This is a genomic window from Parabacteroides sp. Y3-G-102 (genome assembly GCF_023656845.1).
Classification (GTDB): Bacteria; Bacteroidota; Bacteroidia; order Bacteroidales; family Tannerellaceae; genus Parabacteroides; species Parabacteroides distasonis.
Genome location: NZ_JAMOKU010000039.1, coordinates 30,845 through 50,744, shown reverse-complemented (window position 1 = coordinate 50,744; position 19,900 = coordinate 30,845). Strand labels below are relative to the sequence as shown.

Here is a 19,900-nt window from a genome sequence, read left to right as displayed (position 1 = left end):
GTCTTTTAATGCTAAAATTAAGGCGTTTAGAGCTGCTTTAAGAGGAGTAACGGATATAAAATTCTTTCTTTTCAGACTTACAAAGCTGTATGCTTAATCCCCCAGGTTTATCGGGTGAGCCATAGCGATCTCACCTCGATTCGCAACAAGCACTTTACGGATCATGTCGCCACGAGGACATAAATTCTCCATAAATCATTAACTATTGATTCTTATTCTTTTCGTACTGCTTTCCTAATCCCTCGAGCAAAAACAGCCTTTAATGAATGGCAGGTCTTCTGACTGACTCCCATCTTGAGGCCTTCCCGGTCGCTAGAACCAGTGGCGATAGTGTTGTTTCAAGATGTTCTTCGGAGCTTCACAGCAGCGGGACTGTCCGGGATTCACACCCGATTCCCTTTTAATCCACATACCCGAATGGTATATGCGGAACCGATTCGGGGGCAAAGATAGTATTTTTTATTTAACTATCCACTTCAGCCAGGCCGGAATATACGGAATACACGGATCCCAAGTAAAATTCCGTACAATAAGCTCACAAGAGAAGCTTATGCATAAAGCATTAAAAATCAAAATTAAAAAAACAGGATAATCTTTCTGCGAAAACACATACATGTTTTTGAAAAAAGTCGTACGTGTTTTCTGGAAAGGTCGTACGTGTTTTCCTGAATCCTTCCACCGAAAACAATAGCGCATGCTAAAATTTACAAGAAGCTCCACTTAAATGAGATGTTAAATGAAAAAGTCTTACTTTTTGTAGAGTCAACAGGCAAGTACAGTTTTTATACATTTCGTTTGTTCGTGTTCTCAGCTATTTTGTGTAACTTTGCGTATGCTTGAAGGCATATCAATTTGAAGCTGCCTATTCTTGCTTGCGTTACCTTGTCGTAATAATTGGCTCAAATAAAGAATAAGACTCTACAATGAGATGAATTGAACACATGAAAACTGAATATCAAAAATGTATGGATGAGGAGCCTTTCGACGGCTCATCGCCCGAAATAACGGAAATGACTGTCCGTAACAAAAGGCTACTACACCAACTCAGAGAAACGGATTATGCCGACAATGAGGCAAAGCAGCGCATCTATCGGCAGATGTTCGGAAGTATCGGCAAGGATGTTTACATCGACATAGACTTCCGATGCGAGTATGGGAAAAACATCTATTTCGGGAACAAGGTGATCGTGAACATGAACTGTACGTTCCTCGATAATAACAATATCATTATCGGTAACAACGTGATGATAGCCCCCGATGTGAAAATATATACCGCAACTCATTCCGTCCACCTCGCAGAAAGGATGCCGGAAAGGACATGTCCCGGAGCGTCCATCTGCGACACAATTGCCCGACCTGTCCTTATAGAAGATGGTGTATGGATAGGAGGCGGCTCTACAATCCTTCCGGGTGTGACTGTCGGCCAAAACTCTGTCATCGGAGCAGGCAGTGTTGTCGTGAAAGATATTCCTGCCAATTCCATAGCTGTCGGCAATCCTTTCCGTGTAATTAAAAATATCGAAGATAATGATTAAAAACCTCATTTTTGATTTTGGCAAGGTCCTTGTAAATCACGATTTGCAACCCTTGCTTGAACGACATTTCGGGGATGATGAAGTGTCGCTAATCGGTTTTCACAAGATTCTATCAGATCCGGAATTTATAAACATGTGCGACCGTGGAATAATCCCGTTTGAGAAAATGATTGACGGAGCGATAAAAAGGTATCCTGAATATAGTGATGCCTTCACGTTTTTCAAAGATAATTATCTTGAAGAGATAACAGGAGAGATTGAAGGTATGCGTGTACTTCTAAAAAAATTAAAGCAATCCGGATTCAAACTATATGGGTTGACGAACTGGAGCGACACAATCTACCGGGTCATGGAGAAATTCGACATATTCCGGTTGCTTGACGGTGTGGTAATATCGTGTGAGGAACATTTCATCAAGCCTGAAAAGGAAATTTATCTTCGCCTTTGTGACAAATATAGCCTTAAACCGTCGGAATGTTTGTTTACGGATGACAGAATGGTGAATGTGTTGGGTGCAAAGGCGATTGGAATGGAAGCTGTATTGTTCACAACACCCAAAGAATATATTTTTGAAATAGAGCGAATTTGCGGTATCAAAATTGAACAATGATGAATACCAGAAATTGCAACAGCCGGAGATGCGTTTAGAGAATAGCGAATATCGCACCATTGATTAACGACAAATAAAACAAAGAAGAATATGGGTATCGGAAAATGGATAGGCGGTGTCTTGGGGTTTATGGCATTCGGACCACTGGGCGCTTTAGCCGGTATTATATTAGGCTCTTTCTTTGAGGAAGAGGCAAACATGACGGGACAGCCCTTCGGTGGCAGAACCAATTACGATGATCAATATACACGAAGAGACCCATACGCCGGGGAGCGTAACAGTTTCCTTTTCTCCATGTTGGTAATGGCCTCCTATATCATCCGTGCCGATGGGAAAATCATGCACAGCGAGATGGAATATGTCCGTCAATTCCTCCGAAGGAACTTCGGCGAGATCGCCGTAGGCCAAGGTGAAGAGATATTGCTAAAGCTTTTCGACCAAGCCAAACGCATGGAGCAAGAGAATAGCATAGGATTCAAGAATACCATCCGGGAATGCGGAACCCAGATCGCATACAACCTAAGTTATGAGGAGCGGCTGCAACTGCTGGCGTTCCTCGCCGAGATCGCTAAGAGCGACGGTAATGTTTGCGCCACCGAGATCAACGCTTTAAAAGAGGTAGCCATAGCGATGGGAATGTCTGAAAAGGAAGTTGAATCCATGTTAAATCTTCAGGAAAACTCCCTAGATAACGCCTATAAAGTATTAGAGATAGAACCCACGGCTACGGACGATGAGGTGCGTGCCGCTTACCGCCGCATGGCTATCAAACATCATCCGGACAAAGTAGCCAACCTTGGTGAAGATATCCGCAAGGCCGCCAATGAGAAACTCCAAAAGATCAATGAGGCTAAGGAGCGTATCTATAAAGCGAGAGGCATGAAGTAAATAAGAAAATGGAAATATTTTCTCAATGTCTGTATTATTTAATTAAAAAGACCTACCTTTGCCCACGATTTTAGTAATCAAGCTATCACATAGTTTGGTGAGAGGGAATCCGGGGTGAATCCGGAGCTGTTCCTGCAGCTGTAATCCTCATTAAGTTGGTTAGAAGTTCAAAAGCCACTGTTCCAGAATTGGAATGGGAAGGTTTCTAACCAGAGGAGAGCCAGAATACCTGCTAAAGTCTTACAATAACATCAAGCTTCCAGGATAGAAGTATGTGTCATACAAAAAACGATTCAATTTATTTTTTGAGACATAACCAGATAGAGGCTTGTTGTTTTATTTCGTGTATAAATAAAACACTATATGAGGCTTTTAGCATTCGCTATTCTGGTGGCATGCGTACAATCCGTATGCGCCCAAAGCATATTGAAAGATCCGAAGGAACTTTCCGTGCTATTGAACGAGATCGTGGTCACCGGTACGGGTACCGAACACTATCTGAAAGACGCCCCTGTGCAAACAGAGGTAATCACCGGCAAAGCCCTTGACAGTTACCAAGGACGCAGTATGCAAGATATTCTGGAAGGGCTGAACGCTTCCATCACCTTTAATCCGAGCGACATGGGTAGTGGCATCCAGATGAACGGATTAGGTAACGATTACATCTTGATCCTTATCAATGGCAAACGGATCAACGGAGATACCGGCGGACAAAACGACTTGAGTATTATCAACCCCGCCAATATCGAACGTATCGAGATCGTAAAAGGTGCCGCCTCTTCCCTGTATGGCTCGGACGCTATCGCCGGTGTTATCAATATTATCACGAAAAAGAACCGGGATAAAGTGAGCCTATCGAATACGACTCGTGTCGGATCATATGGAGATATATTGGAAAGCGTACAAATCGGCTTTGGGCATAAGAGAGTGAATTCCACCACCTCACTTAGTACGACCCACACGGACGGCTGGCGAAATACGACCCAAGAATGGGACCATCACGAGGTAATGGATGGAACCGTGACACGAACCGTAAACCGATCCACGAACTTTACGTTAAGGGAGAACTTAACCTACAAAGTGAACGACCGGCTGAGCCTTTCGGCCGATGGCTCTTTTTACCAGAAATGGAATTATCGTCCGCACGGCGCATTCAAGTATTATACCTATGATCAATTCTACCGGAACTTCGATGTAGCCGGAGGAGCTAAATACGCATTGGGAGGGCAGAACTTCCTTTCGGTAGATCTAACGTATGGTAACTATAGCTATTTCTATAATTACCATCATAAAGATGTCACGAACTTCTTCGATCCGGAGACGGGTTTACGTATTACCCGTTATCCGGGGGAACATATTCTGGAAACCTCTCAACAACGTTTCCTAGGACAAGCCAAAAGCGTATTCCACCTCGGGGAAAACAATATCCTAAGCGCCGGACTCGAATATCAATACGATCATTTGAAATCTCCCCGGCGTATCGAGAACGGGAAAGCCTCCGTATTTACGGCTTCCGCTTATGTACAAGACGAATGGAATCCGACGGATCGGTTGAATGTGACGGTAGGTGGGCGCTTCGTCGTGCACCAAGAGTTCGGGGCTACGTTTACCCCTAAAGTCTCCGCCATGTACAAACTAGGCGACTTCAATATCCGAGCCACATACTCAAATGGATTTAAGGCTCCTACCTTAAAGGAGTTGCACGATGATTATATCACGCAGATCGGCGGCGGCCCGTGGAAACATTATTATGGTAATAAGGATTTAAAACCGCAAAAGTCCAATTATTATTCGGCGAGCGTAGAATATCATGCGTCGAACCTGCAGATCACGGTAACAGGATTCTACAACCGTATCAAGAACATGATCGCCTTGACCGAGATCCCGACAAGCGCCGAAGACCGATTGGATGAGATCGAGGCCAGCATGCAACACAAGAACTTATCCAAAGCCCGCTCTTTCGGGGGAGATATATCGCTCACCTATCAAATCCTATCTTCCTTGGCTATTGGTGGAGGCTATAGCTATACGGATGCCAAAGCGCAATATACGGATGATCCAGCCGACCCGAATTATATGCTCTACACCCCGATCAACGGAACCTCATTCCATAATGCCAATTGGAAACTAGCATGGAACCATGCGTGGAAAAAGTATAAATTGGATGTCACCTTGTTCGGCCGATACCAATCCACCCGCTTTTATATCACGGACGGTGATGGAAAAAGTTATCAGCTATGGCGATTGAATACCCGTCATAACGTATTGAAAAAGAAAAAATGGAACCTAGATATCAATGTCGGTATCGATAATATCTTCGATTATGTGGATCGTACCCCGTTCGGACGCCATCGTGGAACTACGTCTCCCGGACGGACTTGGTACGCCTCCTTTATCGTGAAATTTCAGAATAAACATAAACTATAAACAATCTTAAAAGTTAAATGCGATGAACAAATTTAAGTACCTTTTGCTTGCGGCGAGTCTATTTGCCTCAAGCGCAGTTTTTACCTCCTGTGATGATGGAGACGACGACAATACCGCAAACCCGGCGGAAGAAGTCGTAAAGACAAGTAAGAAACATGACACGGCGATCTTGTTGTGTACATTCGGTAGCACATTCAAGGAGTCTATCAAGACTTACGACGCAACATTGGCCGATTTCCAGAACGCATTTCCCGATGCGGACATCTATTTGTCATTTACCTCCCGTACTTGCGTGAATCGTGTAGAGGCAGAGACCGGTATCGCACGTTACCAACCGGACCTTTGGTTACAAGCTCTAGGAAATGCCGGTTACAAGAAGGTAGCGGTACAGTCCTTACACATCATCCCGGGTGAGGAATACCTAAGCTTGATGAATACGGACGTGAAGAAGAAATTCATGATCGAGTCTTTCCCGAGTGTTCAAGTCGTAAAAAGCCCTTGTTTGGTATACGACGAGGATGATGTGGAAGCCGTAGCGAAAGTCCTATACAGCCACTACAGTGATAAATTGGCTGATAACAAGAACATCCTTTTATTAATGGGACATGGTAACCCGGATAAAAACTATAACGCAAATACGAAATACACGGAAACAGAAGAGGCTATGCAAGCCTTGGCCGCTAACAAAAATGTATTCGTAGGTACCGTTGATTACGGAGATATGTTGTTCTGGCCGGAAGAAGGCGAACCTAATGAGGAATGTGTCTATTCCAAACTTACCAAATACTGCGAGGATCATAACTTAAAACCGGAAGAGATCACGATCTCCTTAGCTCCGTTCATGTCTATCGCCGGAGACCATGCGCATAATGACCTTTGGGGTATCGAGGAGGATGATGATTTCAGCGCTGCCGCTCCTAACGCCGACGCTTGCTGGAGACTAAAACTTTTGAAGATGGGCTTCAAGATTGACACGAAAGAAAGCCATAACGGAAGTTTAGAGAACTGTAAGATCATAGGCTTAGGCGATTACGACGCTGTTCGTCAGATCTGGGTGAACCATCTAAAAGCATTATATAATGATGCGGAGGCTTGGGAAACCGGAGAAGACTACCAGTAAATAATTGAGAATTGAGAATTGAAAATTGGTTCAGTAAGTACTCACTAATTTTCAATTCTCAATTTTCAATTGTTCAGTGTGTATATAATTTCTTTCGATCAAAAATCGTCGCCCGTTTATATTTCATGGCGAAACGGATGTGATCGATAAATAAAGACCGGATCGCCGGATTCTCACCTAGAGGCTTTAAATAAATATCCACATCGAAACCCTGTTGACGTAGCCCTTTCTGCCAGAAATCCGTAACCGTATTTTCCGTACCTCGAATCAGTACGAACATAAAAGGAATCAACTGCACACGCTTATGACCGGCTTGGCGCATTTGCTCACCTACATCCTCGATCGTAGGGAAACCCTCACGGGTTCCGGTATAATAATCTTTCATTCCTTTGGTCTGGAACATATACCCCAATTTCGCATAAGCCGAGTTACTGGCATGATAAGTTCCGTGCGCCACCAATAACTTAGCCCCATTTTTAGTCACTCCAGAAGGTGAGGAAACCGCTTTCATCACCGCCTCATAATCGGTATCATCATATAACAAGGGATTACCTACACGCAAATCCTTAAACAAACCTTTTCGCTGTTCCGCCTCTTTGCGGATCGCTTCCATCTCCACACCCTCTATAATGATAGTCGGTTGGATTATCACATGGGTAAACCCTTGATCACGCAACTCTACCAAGGCGTCCGCCGGCAACTGAACCCAAACACCTTGCGCCCTCAACCGACTCACTACGCTACGGGCGCTATAAGCCTGCCGGACTTCCACGTCTGGGAAAGCCTCCTTGACACGCTTGTTCATCACATCGAGTACTTGGGTACGAGCTTCCGGGTAAGCACTCCCGAAATGTACCATCAAGATCGCTAACTTATCTCCCTTTTCCATGCTCTCCCGGATATCGGAAGCGTAAAACTCCCGCCCGGGTTTCGCCCATAATGAACAGGCGAGCCCAAGCAGGAGTGAACAAACAAACATGGATCGTAAAAATCCCCTATACATTATTATATTAGTTAATAGTTGACATGTGACAGTTTACTGCTTGAAACGGACCAGAAGGCTGACGTAATAGGTACGGCCCGGGGTCAATGTAGCGTAATTGTAATTAAAGGGACGATCATCTACATAATCAAAAAGGTTCTCGATACCTACTCCCGGTTCCAACAAGAAATCGCCGGCTCTAAACGTATGGCTCGTATTGAGATTCCACAAGGAATATTTCGGTGCGTATCCATAAGAAGTAGAATAACGTTCCCCTTGGATACGTCCGTTAAAATTCACGTTCAGCTTATACTTATTCCAAGTATGAGACCACATAGCCGCTACCGTACCACTATGCTTAACGGTCTTATCCAAAGGTTCATCCTCGTATACGTTCTTTCCATCCATGAAACTATAGCCACCATTCAAGGTAAAGCCCGCTCCCAGATAACTATTGAAGGTCACGTTAATACCTTTGATCTTCGCTTTATCGATATTCGCACGCATCTGTATCTCATCATAGTCCGTACCATGGGCAGTGTTATAAGCATCCCGTTCCGCCGTATCCAACATCTTATAGTTAATCATGCTACGCACGTTATTCATAAAAGCGGATACGGACAAAGAGAAATACCGCATCGTATATTCAGCGCTCAACGTGAAATTGTCGCTCTTCTCCGGGTCCAGATCCGGATTACCGATCGTAAGGCGAGTCGCTCCGGACGCTTTCTTCTCCGATTCCGTATACAGCTCTTTCAATTCAGGTGTACGGAAACCAGCCGCATACGATCCGCGGAAATTAAAACCGCCTACCTTATACAGCAAAGCCACGTTAGGAGTCGCATAACTCTTAAAATTCTCATGGTAAATATAGCGCAAACCCGCGTACGCTTGGAAATGCTCATTGATATTGATCTCGTCTTGAGCATAAAGCGCGGTCGTGTACATACTTTTACCCGCTATGTTATCCGTCTCGCTACTCAGTAACTCTTTAATGAACTCCGTACCAGCCGAAAGCTTATTATACTTGCCCAAACGAAAGATTCCCTTGACATTCAAGTTATGGTAATGAATCCGTTTCGTCATATCACTCTCTCCGCTTTTCTTTCCATCAAAGAAATCCTTATACGTACTATGATTGTCCGACAGATAATCAGCGTTCAAATAAGAGTTCTTATTAATCATGTATTGAGCGCCCGCCCCATAAGTGAACGTCTCTTTTCTCATATCATAGTTGGTCGTATTCACTTTATCCATCGGCATCGGACGATCGCTGGAACGTCCGAAGAAAGTGCCACGCACATAAAAAGACAAACGATCCGTAGCGTCGTACGTGAAACGTTGGTTGATCACGTTCCGGTGAAATCCCTCGGAAGCTTGCTTATTGGTAGGAACCAACTCGCCTTTACTCTCCGTATAGGGATTTAATTGCCAACCATCGGCCCGTTGATATTGATAAGAAGTATATGAACCGAACTTCCCTACATTCACGTCCGCGTTGACCGACTGCAAGAATTGGTTCTTGCTACCATAACGGCTATTGCTCGTCACGTTCACCTTATTGCGGGAATCATCCGTGATGATATTGATAACGCCGGCGATCGCGTCGCTACCATACAAAGCGGAAGCGGCCCCGTTCAAGATCTCTACCCGCTTTACGTTAGACATATCGATACGGGAATAGGTATCATCGCCGGCCAAACGCTTACCGTTTTCCAAGATAACCACGTATTTCTCTGTCAATCCGTTCATATTCATCGTAGCCCCCTGTCCGTTTTCCATAAATACGATACTCGGATTCAGCTTGGTCATCGCATCTTGGAAATTGGTTACGCTCGCCTCTTTCAAGTCTTTTCCCGTAAGCACTTTCACGGGAATAGGGGAATTACTCATGCGGCGATGCGAACCGGTACCGGTTACCACCACTTGATCGATATTCACATACTTTTCTTTCAGCTTAATAACGACATCTTTTTCCGAGTGATCCGTTTGATACACGCCTTGCTCATAGCCAAGGTAAGTCACACGAATACGATGTCTACCATCGGGAAGGTTCAGCTCAAATTTTCCGCTGGCATCCGTGGTTGTACCATTCAAGGATTCCGACACGCGGATATTCGCGCCCGGAATTGGTTCATTACTTTCATCCACGACCTTACCCTGTAAACGTACCTGCGCAAATGATACGTTTATCGCACAACTTACAGCTAAAGCCGCGCACAAACACTTTCTTTTCATAAACGATTTGTTATTATGTATATTTCCGCTTTCCTGACCCCGAGAAAAACAGCAATAAAAACGCTTGGCAGGTTTCCTGACTTACCTCGTAGAAAACGACCTTCCCGTCTTTTACAGACAGTGGTATGAGAAATGTTTTCTACTTTACAAAAGCTTACAGTAGCGGGCACTGCTCCGGATTCACACCGGATTCCCTCTTTATGACGAAACCGGATGGTTTTACGTCATCACCAAAACGGGGGCAAAAGTATGAATTATTTTATATAAACAAAAATATATCCCGGCTTATGTTCTTTAAAAGCTTTACAAAGAGAAGCTTATAACACATCACATCGCCAAAAAGGAAAACAAAAGCAATCATACAAGACACAAAGTTTTCCAAAACTTTTCACAACGCACTACAAATTAACACCTTAACATAATTTAATCAGCAAAAAGTTTTCCAAAAAGAAAATCATATAGTGTAATAAGATACCTTTGCACGCATAATCAATCACAAATTAATCGACATCATGATACAGACAGTTGTTAAACGGGACGGGCGTATCGTTGGCTTCAACGAGGAGAAGATAGTAACCGCTATCCGTAAAGCCATGTTGCATACAGATAAGGGAGAAGATATGCAACTGATTCGCCAGATCACAGATCATATCTCATTCAAGGGAGAACCTCAAATGACCGTAGAGGCGATTCAAGATGCCGTGGAACTGGAATTGATGGCCAGTAGCCGGAAGGACGTAGCGCAGAAATATATCGCTTACCGAAATCAGCGAAGCGTAGCCCGCAAGGCGAAAACACGGGATATGTTCTTGGAGATTATCAATATCAAATCCAACGACATCACCCGTGAGAACGCGAATATGAACGCCGATACACCCGCCGGCATGATGATGAAATTCTCCAGCGAGACCACCAAGCCGTTTGTCGATGACTATTTATTGAGCGAAGAGGTCAAGGAAGCCGTATCAAACAACTATCTCCATATTCATGATAAAGATTATTATCCGACTAAAAGCTTGACCTGCGTACAACACCCGTTGGATCGCGTCCTGAAATACGGATTCTCTGCCGGCCATGGCGAATCACGTCCGGCTAAACGAATCGAAACCGCCAGTATCCTTGGCTGTATCTCTCTAGAGACCGCCCAAAACGAGATGCATGGCGGACAGGCGATACCGGCGTTCGACTTCTACCTAGCTCCTTACGTACGTAATAGCTTTATCGAGGAAGTAAAGACCTTAGAGGATTTATACGGACAGGATTTCTCCCACTTATATAATAAGCCTATCGACGATTACCAGACACAGACCTTGGATGGATTAAGCGGTGATAGACGCGTCATACAACATGCCATCAACCGCACGGTAAGCCGTGTACATCAATCGATGGAGGCTTTTATCCATAATATGAACACGATCCATTCCCGTGGAGGTAACCAAGTGGTATTCAGCTCCATCAATTATGGGACCGACACCTCGGCGGAAGGTCGTTGCATCATCCGGGAGTTATTAAAAAGCACTTACAGAGGCGTAGGTAACGGCGAGACCGCTATCTTCCCGATCCAGATATGGAAAAAGAAACGAGGCGTAAGCTATCTGCCGGAAGACCGTAACTACGATCTTTACCAATTGGCCTGCAAGGTCACCGCCCGTCGTTTCTTCCCGAACTTCTTGAATCTCGACGCGACCTTCAACCAAAGCGAGGATTGGAAAGAGGACGATCCTCAGCGCTATATCCACGAGGTAGCGACCATGGGATGCCGTACCCGTGTATTCGAGAATCGTTTCGGACCAAAAACTTCTATCGGACGAGGTAATATATCCTTCTCGACGATCAATATCGTACGATTGGCTATCGAGTGCATGCAAGTGGAGAATAAGGAAGAGCGTATCGCCCTATTTTTCGCTAAACTGGATCATATGCTGGAACTTACGGCTCGTCAGTTGCATGAGCGTATGGAGTTCCAGAAAACCGCTTACGCGAAGCAATTCCCGTTGTTGATGTCTTCCTTGTGGTTAGGCTCGGAAAAATTGAAGCCTAACGATTCGATTGCCTCCGTTATCAACCAAGGCACCTTGGGCATCGGCTTTATCGGACTGGCCGAATGCTTGGTAGCCCTTACCGGGAAGCATCATGGCGAAGATGAGGATTCGCAGGCCTTAGGCATAAGGATCGTTACGTATATCCGGGATCGCGCCAACCAATTCTCTGAGCAATATCAACACAATTATAGCGTACTGGCAACTCCGGCTGAAGGCTTGTCCGGCAAGTTCACGGGAAAAGATCGTAAGAAGTTCCGATCGCTTCCGGGTATCACGGATCGGGATTATTATACGAACTCTAATCACGTCCCGGTATATTACAAGTGCAGCGCCCGTCATAAAGCCGAAGTGGAAGCTCCTTATCATGATTTGACTCGTGGCGGCCATATCTTTTACGTAGAGATGGATGGCGACGCTACCCATAACCCCGAAGCGATCATGCGTGTCGTGGATATGATGGATAAATACAATATCGGATACGGTTCCGTAAACCATAATCGTAACCGTTGTCTGGATTGTGGCTACGAGAACTCCACCCCGAATCTGGAAGCCTGCCCAAAATGCGGCAGCAAACACTTGGACAAACTTCAACGCATCACCGGTTACTTGGTAGGAACCACCGACCGTTGGAACAACGCCAAGCTATCCGAGCTGAACGACCGCATCACCCACAACTAATTTTCAATTGTCAATTGTCAATTTTCAATTACCATGTTGTCTATCATAGATATCATCGAAGATACCACCGTAGACGGTCCGGGATTCCGGACCGCCATCTATGCGGCGGGTTGCCCGAACAAATGCCCGGGTTGCCACAACCCCGAATCATGGGACATCCATAAAGGAAAGAAAGTAAGAACGGAAGAGATCGTGGAGAAAGTGCTGGCTGACGAGTTCGCCAACGTCACCTTCAGTGGTGGAGATCCCATGTTCCAGCCGGAAGGCTTCACCGAGGTAGCCAAGGCGATCAAGGAAAAAAGCCAAAAGACGATCTGGTGCTACACGGGATATAAATTCGAGGACCTGATAAAGAACCCGGCACAAGCCGCCTTATTATCCTATATCGACGTATTGGTAGATGGCCGCTACAAACAAACCCTTCGGGATGAGAGCCTTTTATTCCGGGGAAGCAGCAACCAACGGTTAATTGACGTACAAGCTTCTTTAAATAAAAAGGAAATCGTAACATACAAGTACAACCCTTTCATTTAAGGAAATTCTCCAATTATAGCCCGGATATTAACAAGATTTCATACCTTTGTCCCGAATTGGTTCCGTTTCACCCAACCGGGGTTACGGATTAAATGGGAATCAGGTGTAATTCCTGAACAGTCCCGTTGCTGTGAAGCTCTATTTCAAACATTCCGGAAACACTTTCGCCACTGGTATATAAGGATATATATCGGGAAGGCTTTCGGGATGGGAGTCAGTCAGAAGACCTGCCAGTTAGGGAGAAGTCGTTCGCGAGGACAGAGCGGCTTGGTACGAATCATTTTCTAAACAGGTTTTAAATAATGGTGTTATCCTTTGCTAGAAAGGGATACCTCGCTTGCGTATTATCGATGCTGGCGATAGGTATGTCCCATGGACAAAGCAAACTCGACTCTATCCAACACTTGGACGAAGTTACGGTCACGGCCCGGAGTTTCAGCTTTAAAGAGGTAATTCCTTCCCAAAAACTATCGGGGAAAGAATTACAAAATTTGAACAGCCACACGGTAGCGGATGCTTTGCGCTACTTCTCGGGCGTCCAATTGAAAGACTATGGGGGCGTAGGAGGTATCAAGACCGTAAACATCCGAAGCATGGGAACGAACCATATGGGTGTTTTCTACGACGGTATCGAATTAAGCAACGCGCAAAACGGACAAGTAGACCTCGGAATGTATTCCTTAGACAATATCGAGGAGATTTCTTTATACAATGGCCAGAAGAGCGATATCTTCCAATCCGCGAAAGATTTCGGTGCGGCCGGTACGCTTTATCTGCGTTCTCGTCGTCCTCGTTTCGAAGAAGGAAAAACAACGAATATCCGTGCCACGATGAAAGTCGGTTCCTTCGACGTTATCAATCCCTCGGCCCTGTTCGAATATAAGATATCAGAAAACGTAGCCGCCTCTTTCAGCGCCGAATGGTTAAGCGGAAGCGGTAAATACAAATTTCGTTACCGCCGTATCAACCCTGCCGGAGAGATCGCTTACGATACGACCGCCGTCCGGGAAAACGGGGATATCAACGCCACCCGCCTAGAGGCCGGATTGTATGGCAAGATGAGCGACGGTACTTGGAATCTTAAGTTCTACAACTACAATTCCGAACGAGGTATCCCGGGGGCTATCGTAAACAACGTATGGCGACGCGGCGAACGAGTATGGGATACGAACTCTTTCATGCAAGGCTCCTATATCAAAGAAATCAATAGTAAATTCAAGACACAGGTCAATGCGAAATACGCTTTCTACCGTACGCATTATGTGAACAACGACGACAAGCTGATTCATGTAGATAACCTGTATAAGCAACGGGAGATTTACCTATCTTCCGCTAATGTCTACTCCATCCTCTCGAACTGGGATGTCTCTGCTTCTTACGACTTGCAATGGAACAAGATGAACGCCGATATGTATGGATTCGTTTACCCGGAACGCTTCACCAACCTCCTTTCGGTCGCTACGGCGCTCCGGTTAGGAAAAGTAAAATTACAGGCCAGCGGACTGGCGACTTTTATCAACGACCGTGTAGAAGAAGGCCCCGCACCGGAAGCCCGGCAAATCCTCACACCCGCCGTGTTCGCCTCCTATAAGCCGTTCGAGAAACAAGACTTTAATGTACGCGCTTTCTATAAACGGATCTTCCGCATGCCCACCTTCAACGATTTGTATTACGCCGATATGGGAAACTCCAAATTAAACCCGGAATACGTAACCCAATATGATGCCGGCTTCGCTTACACGAAAACATGGGAGAACCATCTTTTCTATCGCTTCAAGATACAGGCGGATGGTTATTACAACAAGGTGAAAGACAAGATCATCGCTTACCCCAAAGGCCAGCAGTTCCGTTGGACGATGCTGAATTTGGGTAAGGTAGAAATCAAAGGTATAGATGTCAGTACGGAAACGACCGTCAATCCGGTAAAAGATTTGTTCGTCACGCTACGCGTACAATACACCTATCAAAAGGCCCAAGACTTCACGGATCCCTCGGATACCTATTACGGAGATCAAATCCCTTATATCCCTTGGCATAGCGGCTCCGCCATCGCACAAGCCTCTTTCAAGGGATGGAACCTCAACTATAGTTTCATATATGTGGGAGAGCGGTATAACCAGCAGGAAAATATCAAATACAATTATACGCAACCGTGGTACACCAGCGACATCTCCTTGTCGAAAGATTTGAAATTCAAATTCGGACTTATCAAGGCTGCCGTAGAGGTAAACAACCTGTTAAGCCAAGACTACGACGTGATCCTGAATTATCCGATGCCGAAACGAAATTACAAAGTGTCTTTAACGATCGAGATATGAAAAGACATACATTATATATAATAGGTATCCTGATCGGTTGCGCTTTTTCATCCTGCCGTAAGATCGAGATCGTAGTTCCATCGGAATACGAGCTGGTCTCCGATGGTATCCACCCCGAGGCGAATCCTCAAGGGATGTATTTAGTGAACGAGGGGAATATGGGAAGCAATAAATGTACGCTGGATTATCTGGATTACGTGAACGGTTATTATATCCGTAACCTCTACTCGGAACGGAACCCAAACGTGGTCAAGGAGTTGGGCGATGTAGGCAATGATATCCAGATTTACGGAAGTAAGCTATATGTTGTAGTCAATTGTTCCCATAAAGTAGAAGTATTGGACGCCCGGACTTGTGAGCGGATCACGCAAATAGACATTCCTAACTGCCGGTACATCCGTTTTTACCGGGGAAACGCCTATGTAACCTCTTATGTCGGCCCCGTGCAAATCGACCCGAATGCTCCACAAGGAGCCGTATATCGGGTAGACACGACCAGCCTGAAAATAGACGCTAAAGTCATTGTCGGCTACCAGCCGGATGAATTAGAGATTTTGGGTGAATATATCTACGTAGTGAATTCCGGAGGCTATCGTGCCCCGGAGTACGACAATACGGTTTCCGTCATCGAACTAAACCGTTTCAAGCAAGTCCAAAAGATTCCGGTAGGGATCAATCTGCACCGTATCCGTGCGGATAAATACGGTAAATTATGGGTAACTTCTCGGGGAGATTACGATACGGTACATTCCAACCTGTATGTACTGGAAAAGCGAAAAGGATATAATGAGATGGTGGTTACCGATACCCTGAATATCCCTTGCTCCAACCTTTGCATCAGCGGAGATTCCCTCTTCTATTACAGTACGGAATGGAACGTGAATACGCAGAGTAACAGCATCTCGTACGGAATCATAGATGTCCGTACCAAAGAGGTGATCAGCACGAACTTTATCACCGACGGTAGCGAGAAAGACATTCGTATCCCATACGGGATCATGGTCCATCCCTATACGAAAGACATCTTCGTCACCGATGCCAAGAATTACGTATCCAGCGGGACCCTCTATTGCTACGATAAGAACGGGATACGAAAATGGGGCGTACGTACCGGGGATATCCCCGCCCATATGGTTTTCCTTTATAAATAGAACAGCGTTATGAGACAAGTTTTATATCTATTCATTTCAGGTTTCCTAGCATTTCTATCCTGTACCCAAGACAAGATACAGATGGTTAGCTTGGGTATCGATGATGTCTATTATCTGCCCCGCATGAAAACCTATCTACTCAGCCCGGCCTTTACCGGCGACGAGTATCGGTGGACACTGCACCGGAACGGGACGGACTCTCTCGTATCTACCGAACGTTCTTATATCTTCCTTGCGAAAGATACGGGCACCTATCAGATGACCTTCGAGATCATCGATAAGGAGACCCCCTATAAGCACGATTTTCGTTTCGAGGTGATGCAGGAGGATATAGAGTACAGTCCTTACCTATCCAAGGTATACGACTTTTGTCCCGCACCGGGTCAGTTCGTCAATACGATGCCCGAATACGAGGAAGGCGATACGAAAGAAACCATCCTGAAAAAGGTAGAGGAGAATATCTCCGGTACGAATGACGTGATGATCTCCCTCGGAGGATACGGAGGATACGTTATCTTCGGCTTCGACCATACGGTCATCAACGTCAAAGGGAAGAAGGACTTTATGATCCTTGGGAACTCTTTCTATTCCGACCTGCCGGAATATCAAGAGAAAAAGGGAGGCAGCTGCGAGCCCGGTATTGTCATGGTCTCTTTCGACACGAACCTGAACGGCTTACTGGACGATGAATGGTACGAACTGGCCGGTAGTGAATACTATAAACCGGAAACCATCAAGAATTATCGCATTACCTATGATCGTCCAGATCCCAACAAGATCCCCGAGCCAGACATGGGCCAGCAATGGAGTGACGCTACTTATGTACCATGGAAAGATAATCAAGGCAATACCGGTTATATAGCGAAAAATATATATCATACGCAAAGTTATTATCCGAAATGGATTGAAGAGAATTCCTTGACTTTCTCCGGTACCCGGTTAAAGGATAACGCTACGGACGAGAGTGATACGGGTAAATACTACGTACTCTATTCGTATCCATGGGGATACGTGGATAACCATCCGAACGATTACAAGGATCTGAACAGCTTCGATATCGAATGGGCCGTGGACGCGGAAGGCAATAAGGTGGAATTACCCGGCGTGGACTTTATCAAGGTATACACGGCGGTAAACCAATATTGCGGTTGGATCGGAGAGACCTCGACGGAGATTATCCGTGCGCAGGATTTACACATCGCCACCCCTTCCATCATCGTACCCGATCCGGTAAGCGAACAAATGAAATTACAATACGATCAAGCAATCTTAAAAATAAAAGGCTTATGAAAAAGACGATTACCTTACTTCTCTGTACGTTCGCCACGAGCGGCCTAATGGCCCAAGGCAATACCTCATGGATCGCCGCCGGCATCGATCGGGTCCAAATGAGGGATGTACCGTCACAATCTTCCATCCTGCGTTCCACGGATATGGATTACAGTCAAGGTACATTTATCGTAAACGAGGATTGGTACGGCCATCAGAACAGTACCGTCAATTTCCTTACTCAAGATGGAGAATGGCACTATCGTGTCTTCCAGACCGAGAATCCGGGGCATGAGTTAGGATGTACCACGCAATTCGGTACGATCTATGGCGATAAGTTCTACCTAGTCTCTAAGCAAGAACGAGATCCCGGGGCAAAAATCACCGGAAGCCGGTTTGCCGTATGCGATGCCAAGACCATGAAGGTGATCAAGGAATTCAAGTATATCGCCCAAAACGCCGAGGGCAAATCCATAGCCGACGGCCGTTCCTATCTTCCGGTAGACGAGCACAAAGGCTATATAGGAACCAGCAACGGTATCTGGATCTACGATAGCGATAAGATGGCGATCGGCAAACAAATAGAAGGTTCCGGAAATCCGAACGCCGATGGATACGGTGAGTTGTATTATGCCCAGATCGGTACCATGGTACGTGCTAACGACCTTGTCTTTGCCGTCCATCAACAATATGGTTTATTAATAATAGATCCGAAAACCGATAAAATTATCCGTACCATCGCCGCCCCGATCGAGAAAGAGACTGTAAAAGGGCTAGAGAAGGAGATTCAACGAGGTTTCGGCTCTATCGTTCAATCCAAGGATGGTACGCTCTGGATCAGCATGACCCAGAATACGGCCGGGGATGGTTCCGCCTTGGAATATATGCTGAACTTGAACCCCTATACCTTTAAGGTGGACACGGTAAAGATCCCGTTAAGCGAGACCATCGGTGTCGTTCCAAACTCTTGGTACGCATGGACCGCCGACGGTTTCTGCGCCAGTGCCAAAGAAAATAAGATTTACTGGAACGGACAACCGAAAGAAGGCAGTTGGTTCACGGGGTATCAAATCTGTGGGTATGATATTGACAAGAAACAATTCTTCCAGCTAATCGACCTCCGAAAACAGGACTGGGATTGGCGCTTGTACGGAACCGGATTTCGCCTTAACCCAAAAACCGACGAGCTATACACCTTCTTGTATCATGAGTTCCAAGATCCTACGCACATGTTAGCTCGTATAAATAACAAAGGCGAAGTGGTACAAGAATATTCGATGATCGTCAACTATTGGTTCCCGGCTATCCCGGTTTTCCCGGATAACGCCGCACCGGTAGTATCTTCCGGTTTCCCTTCCTCTATCGTATTAACCGAGGAAAAGCCAGTCTATAAACTCGCTTTAGGCAATATGGTGACCGATGAGGACAATATGGATGCCGCCATCGTAAAATCAGTCTCATCCGTTACTCCCTCCAGCCCGATTAACGCGATCGTTCGTAATGACTCCTTAATCATCAGTACGACCTCAGATATCAAGGAATATCAGAAGGCTACAATAACCGTCCGCTTCAACTCGAACGGAAAGATCGTCACCAAGAACATGGTCGTAACAACCGAAGAAGCACCGACAAGCATAGAAGAGGTCTCGCAGCCGACCTTGAAAATCTATCCGAACCCGGCGGTTAACTCGATACAAATCAATATCGATACCCCGGCGAAGATAGAGATCTATACATCTCGCGGAACAATGGTCCGGAAATCCACGATCAATCCCGGAGAATCCATCAACGTAAGCGATCTATCCCAAGGCCTCTATTTCATCCGTATCATAACCGGAGGAAAGACAGAGTCTCTACGGATGATTAAGAAGTAAATATAAAAAAAATTCCGTACATTTGCGCCCGAATTGGTTCCGTAGTGCCTATTCGGGCGTACGGATTAAAAGGGAATCCGGTGAGAATCCGGGACAGTCCCGCTGCTGTGAAGCTCTGTTGAACATTCTAATACTACTTTCGCCACTGACGCGATAGGGTCGGGAAGGCATTAGGATGGGAGCTAGTCAGAAGACCTGCCATTCATTTCAGATTCATGTCCTCGTGGGTTAGGA

The 19,900-nt window shown here is 45.6% G+C and carries 13 protein-coding genes and 5 riboswitches; of the genes, 11 read left to right on the top strand and 2 right to left on the bottom strand.

Annotated elements, in window-relative coordinates; all coding sequences use genetic code 11:
* Positions 1-251 precede the first annotated feature (251 nt).
* Positions 252-452, bottom strand: a riboswitch (cobalamin riboswitch).
* Positions 453-941: 489 nt separating this feature from the next.
* From NBH16_RS17500 to NBH16_RS17480, 5 genes are all read left to right on the top strand, one after another.
* Positions 942-1,535, top strand: coding sequence for a sugar O-acetyltransferase (locus tag NBH16_RS17500; protein WP_121961567.1), 594 nt, complete (start codon positions 942-944; stop codon positions 1,533-1,535).
* Entirely contained in the window at positions 1,528-2,145 is a 618-nt protein-coding gene (locus tag NBH16_RS17495; RefSeq protein WP_121961568.1) for an HAD family hydrolase, read from the top strand. The genes NBH16_RS17500 and NBH16_RS17495 overlap by 8 nt, the downstream gene beginning before the upstream one ends.
* 90 nt (positions 2,146-2,235) lie before the next feature.
* Positions 2,236-3,033 (top strand): TerB family tellurite resistance protein, encoded by a 798-nt coding sequence (locus tag NBH16_RS17490; RefSeq protein ID WP_008779150.1) that lies wholly within the window; start codon positions 2,236-2,238, stop codon positions 3,031-3,033.
* A gap of 54 nt (positions 3,034-3,087) precedes the next feature.
* Positions 3,088-3,284: riboswitch (cobalamin riboswitch) on the top strand.
* A 112-nt stretch (positions 3,285-3,396) separates the two neighbouring features.
* Positions 3,397-5,460, top strand: coding sequence for a TonB-dependent receptor plug domain-containing protein (locus NBH16_RS17485; RefSeq protein WP_158532454.1), 2,064 nt, complete (start codon positions 3,397-3,399; stop codon positions 5,458-5,460).
* A 22-nt stretch (positions 5,461-5,482) separates the two neighbouring features.
* The gene (locus NBH16_RS17480) at positions 5,483-6,580 is read left to right on the top strand and encodes a sirohydrochlorin cobaltochelatase (protein WP_048927104.1); all 1,098 of its coding nucleotides are present in this window, start codon (positions 5,483-5,485) and stop codon (positions 6,578-6,580) included.
* 73 nt (positions 6,581-6,653) lie between these two features.
* Here NBH16_RS17480 and NBH16_RS17475 read toward each other — a convergent pair whose 3' ends face one another.
* Complete coding sequence (locus NBH16_RS17475; protein WP_039848534.1) at positions 6,654-7,583, bottom strand: sirohydrochlorin cobaltochelatase; 930 nt, start codon at positions 7,581-7,583, stop codon at positions 6,654-6,656.
* Positions 7,584-7,616: 33 nt separating this feature from the next.
* Positions 7,617-9,800: a TonB-dependent receptor gene (locus tag NBH16_RS17470; protein ID WP_008779146.1), complete on the bottom strand. Its 2,184-nt coding sequence runs from the start codon at positions 9,798-9,800 to the stop codon at positions 7,617-7,619.
* A gap of 49 nt (positions 9,801-9,849) precedes the next feature.
* A riboswitch (cobalamin riboswitch) is annotated at positions 9,850-10,051 on the bottom strand.
* A gap of 261 nt (positions 10,052-10,312) precedes the next feature.
* On the opposite strand from NBH16_RS17470, the gene NBH16_RS17465 reads away from it, so the two are divergent.
* The 6 genes from NBH16_RS17465 to NBH16_RS17440 all read left to right on the top strand — a co-directional run bounded on the left by NBH16_RS17465 (position 10,313) and on the right by NBH16_RS17440 (position 19,666).
* On the top strand, positions 10,313-12,520 hold the full coding sequence (locus NBH16_RS17465; RefSeq protein WP_195319841.1) for an anaerobic ribonucleoside triphosphate reductase: 2,208 nt from the start codon (positions 10,313-10,315) through the stop codon (positions 12,518-12,520).
* Between the two features lie 33 nt (positions 12,521-12,553).
* The gene (nrdG, locus tag NBH16_RS17460; RefSeq protein WP_009016844.1) at positions 12,554-13,054 is read left to right on the top strand and encodes an anaerobic ribonucleoside-triphosphate reductase activating protein; all 501 of its coding nucleotides are present in this window, start codon (positions 12,554-12,556) and stop codon (positions 13,052-13,054) included.
* Positions 13,055-13,094: 40 nt separating this feature from the next.
* A riboswitch (cobalamin riboswitch) is annotated at positions 13,095-13,303 on the top strand.
* Between the two features lie 53 nt (positions 13,304-13,356).
* Positions 13,357-15,372: a TonB-dependent receptor gene (locus NBH16_RS17455; protein WP_044544883.1), complete on the top strand. Its 2,016-nt coding sequence runs from the start codon at positions 13,357-13,359 to the stop codon at positions 15,370-15,372.
* Positions 15,369-16,523 carry a YncE family protein gene (locus NBH16_RS17450; RefSeq protein ID WP_039848533.1) on the top strand — a complete coding sequence of 385 codons (1,155 nt, stop codon included), beginning with the start codon at positions 15,369-15,371 and terminating at the stop codon, positions 16,521-16,523. Before NBH16_RS17455 ends, NBH16_RS17450 begins: the two co-directional genes overlap by 4 nt.
* Before the next feature lie 9 nt (positions 16,524-16,532).
* A complete protein-coding gene (locus NBH16_RS17445) occupies positions 16,533-17,813 on the top strand; it encodes a hypothetical protein (RefSeq protein ID WP_044544884.1) in 1,281 nt (426 codons plus the stop codon).
* Positions 17,810-19,666: a DUF5074 domain-containing protein gene (locus NBH16_RS17440; protein ID WP_044544885.1), complete on the top strand. Its 1,857-nt coding sequence runs from the start codon at positions 17,810-17,812 to the stop codon at positions 19,664-19,666. The genes NBH16_RS17445 and NBH16_RS17440 overlap by 4 nt, the downstream gene beginning before the upstream one ends.
* 17 nt (positions 19,667-19,683) lie before the next feature.
* A riboswitch (cobalamin riboswitch) is annotated at positions 19,684-19,883 on the top strand.
* The last annotated feature ends 17 nt before the right edge of the window (positions 19,884-19,900 follow it).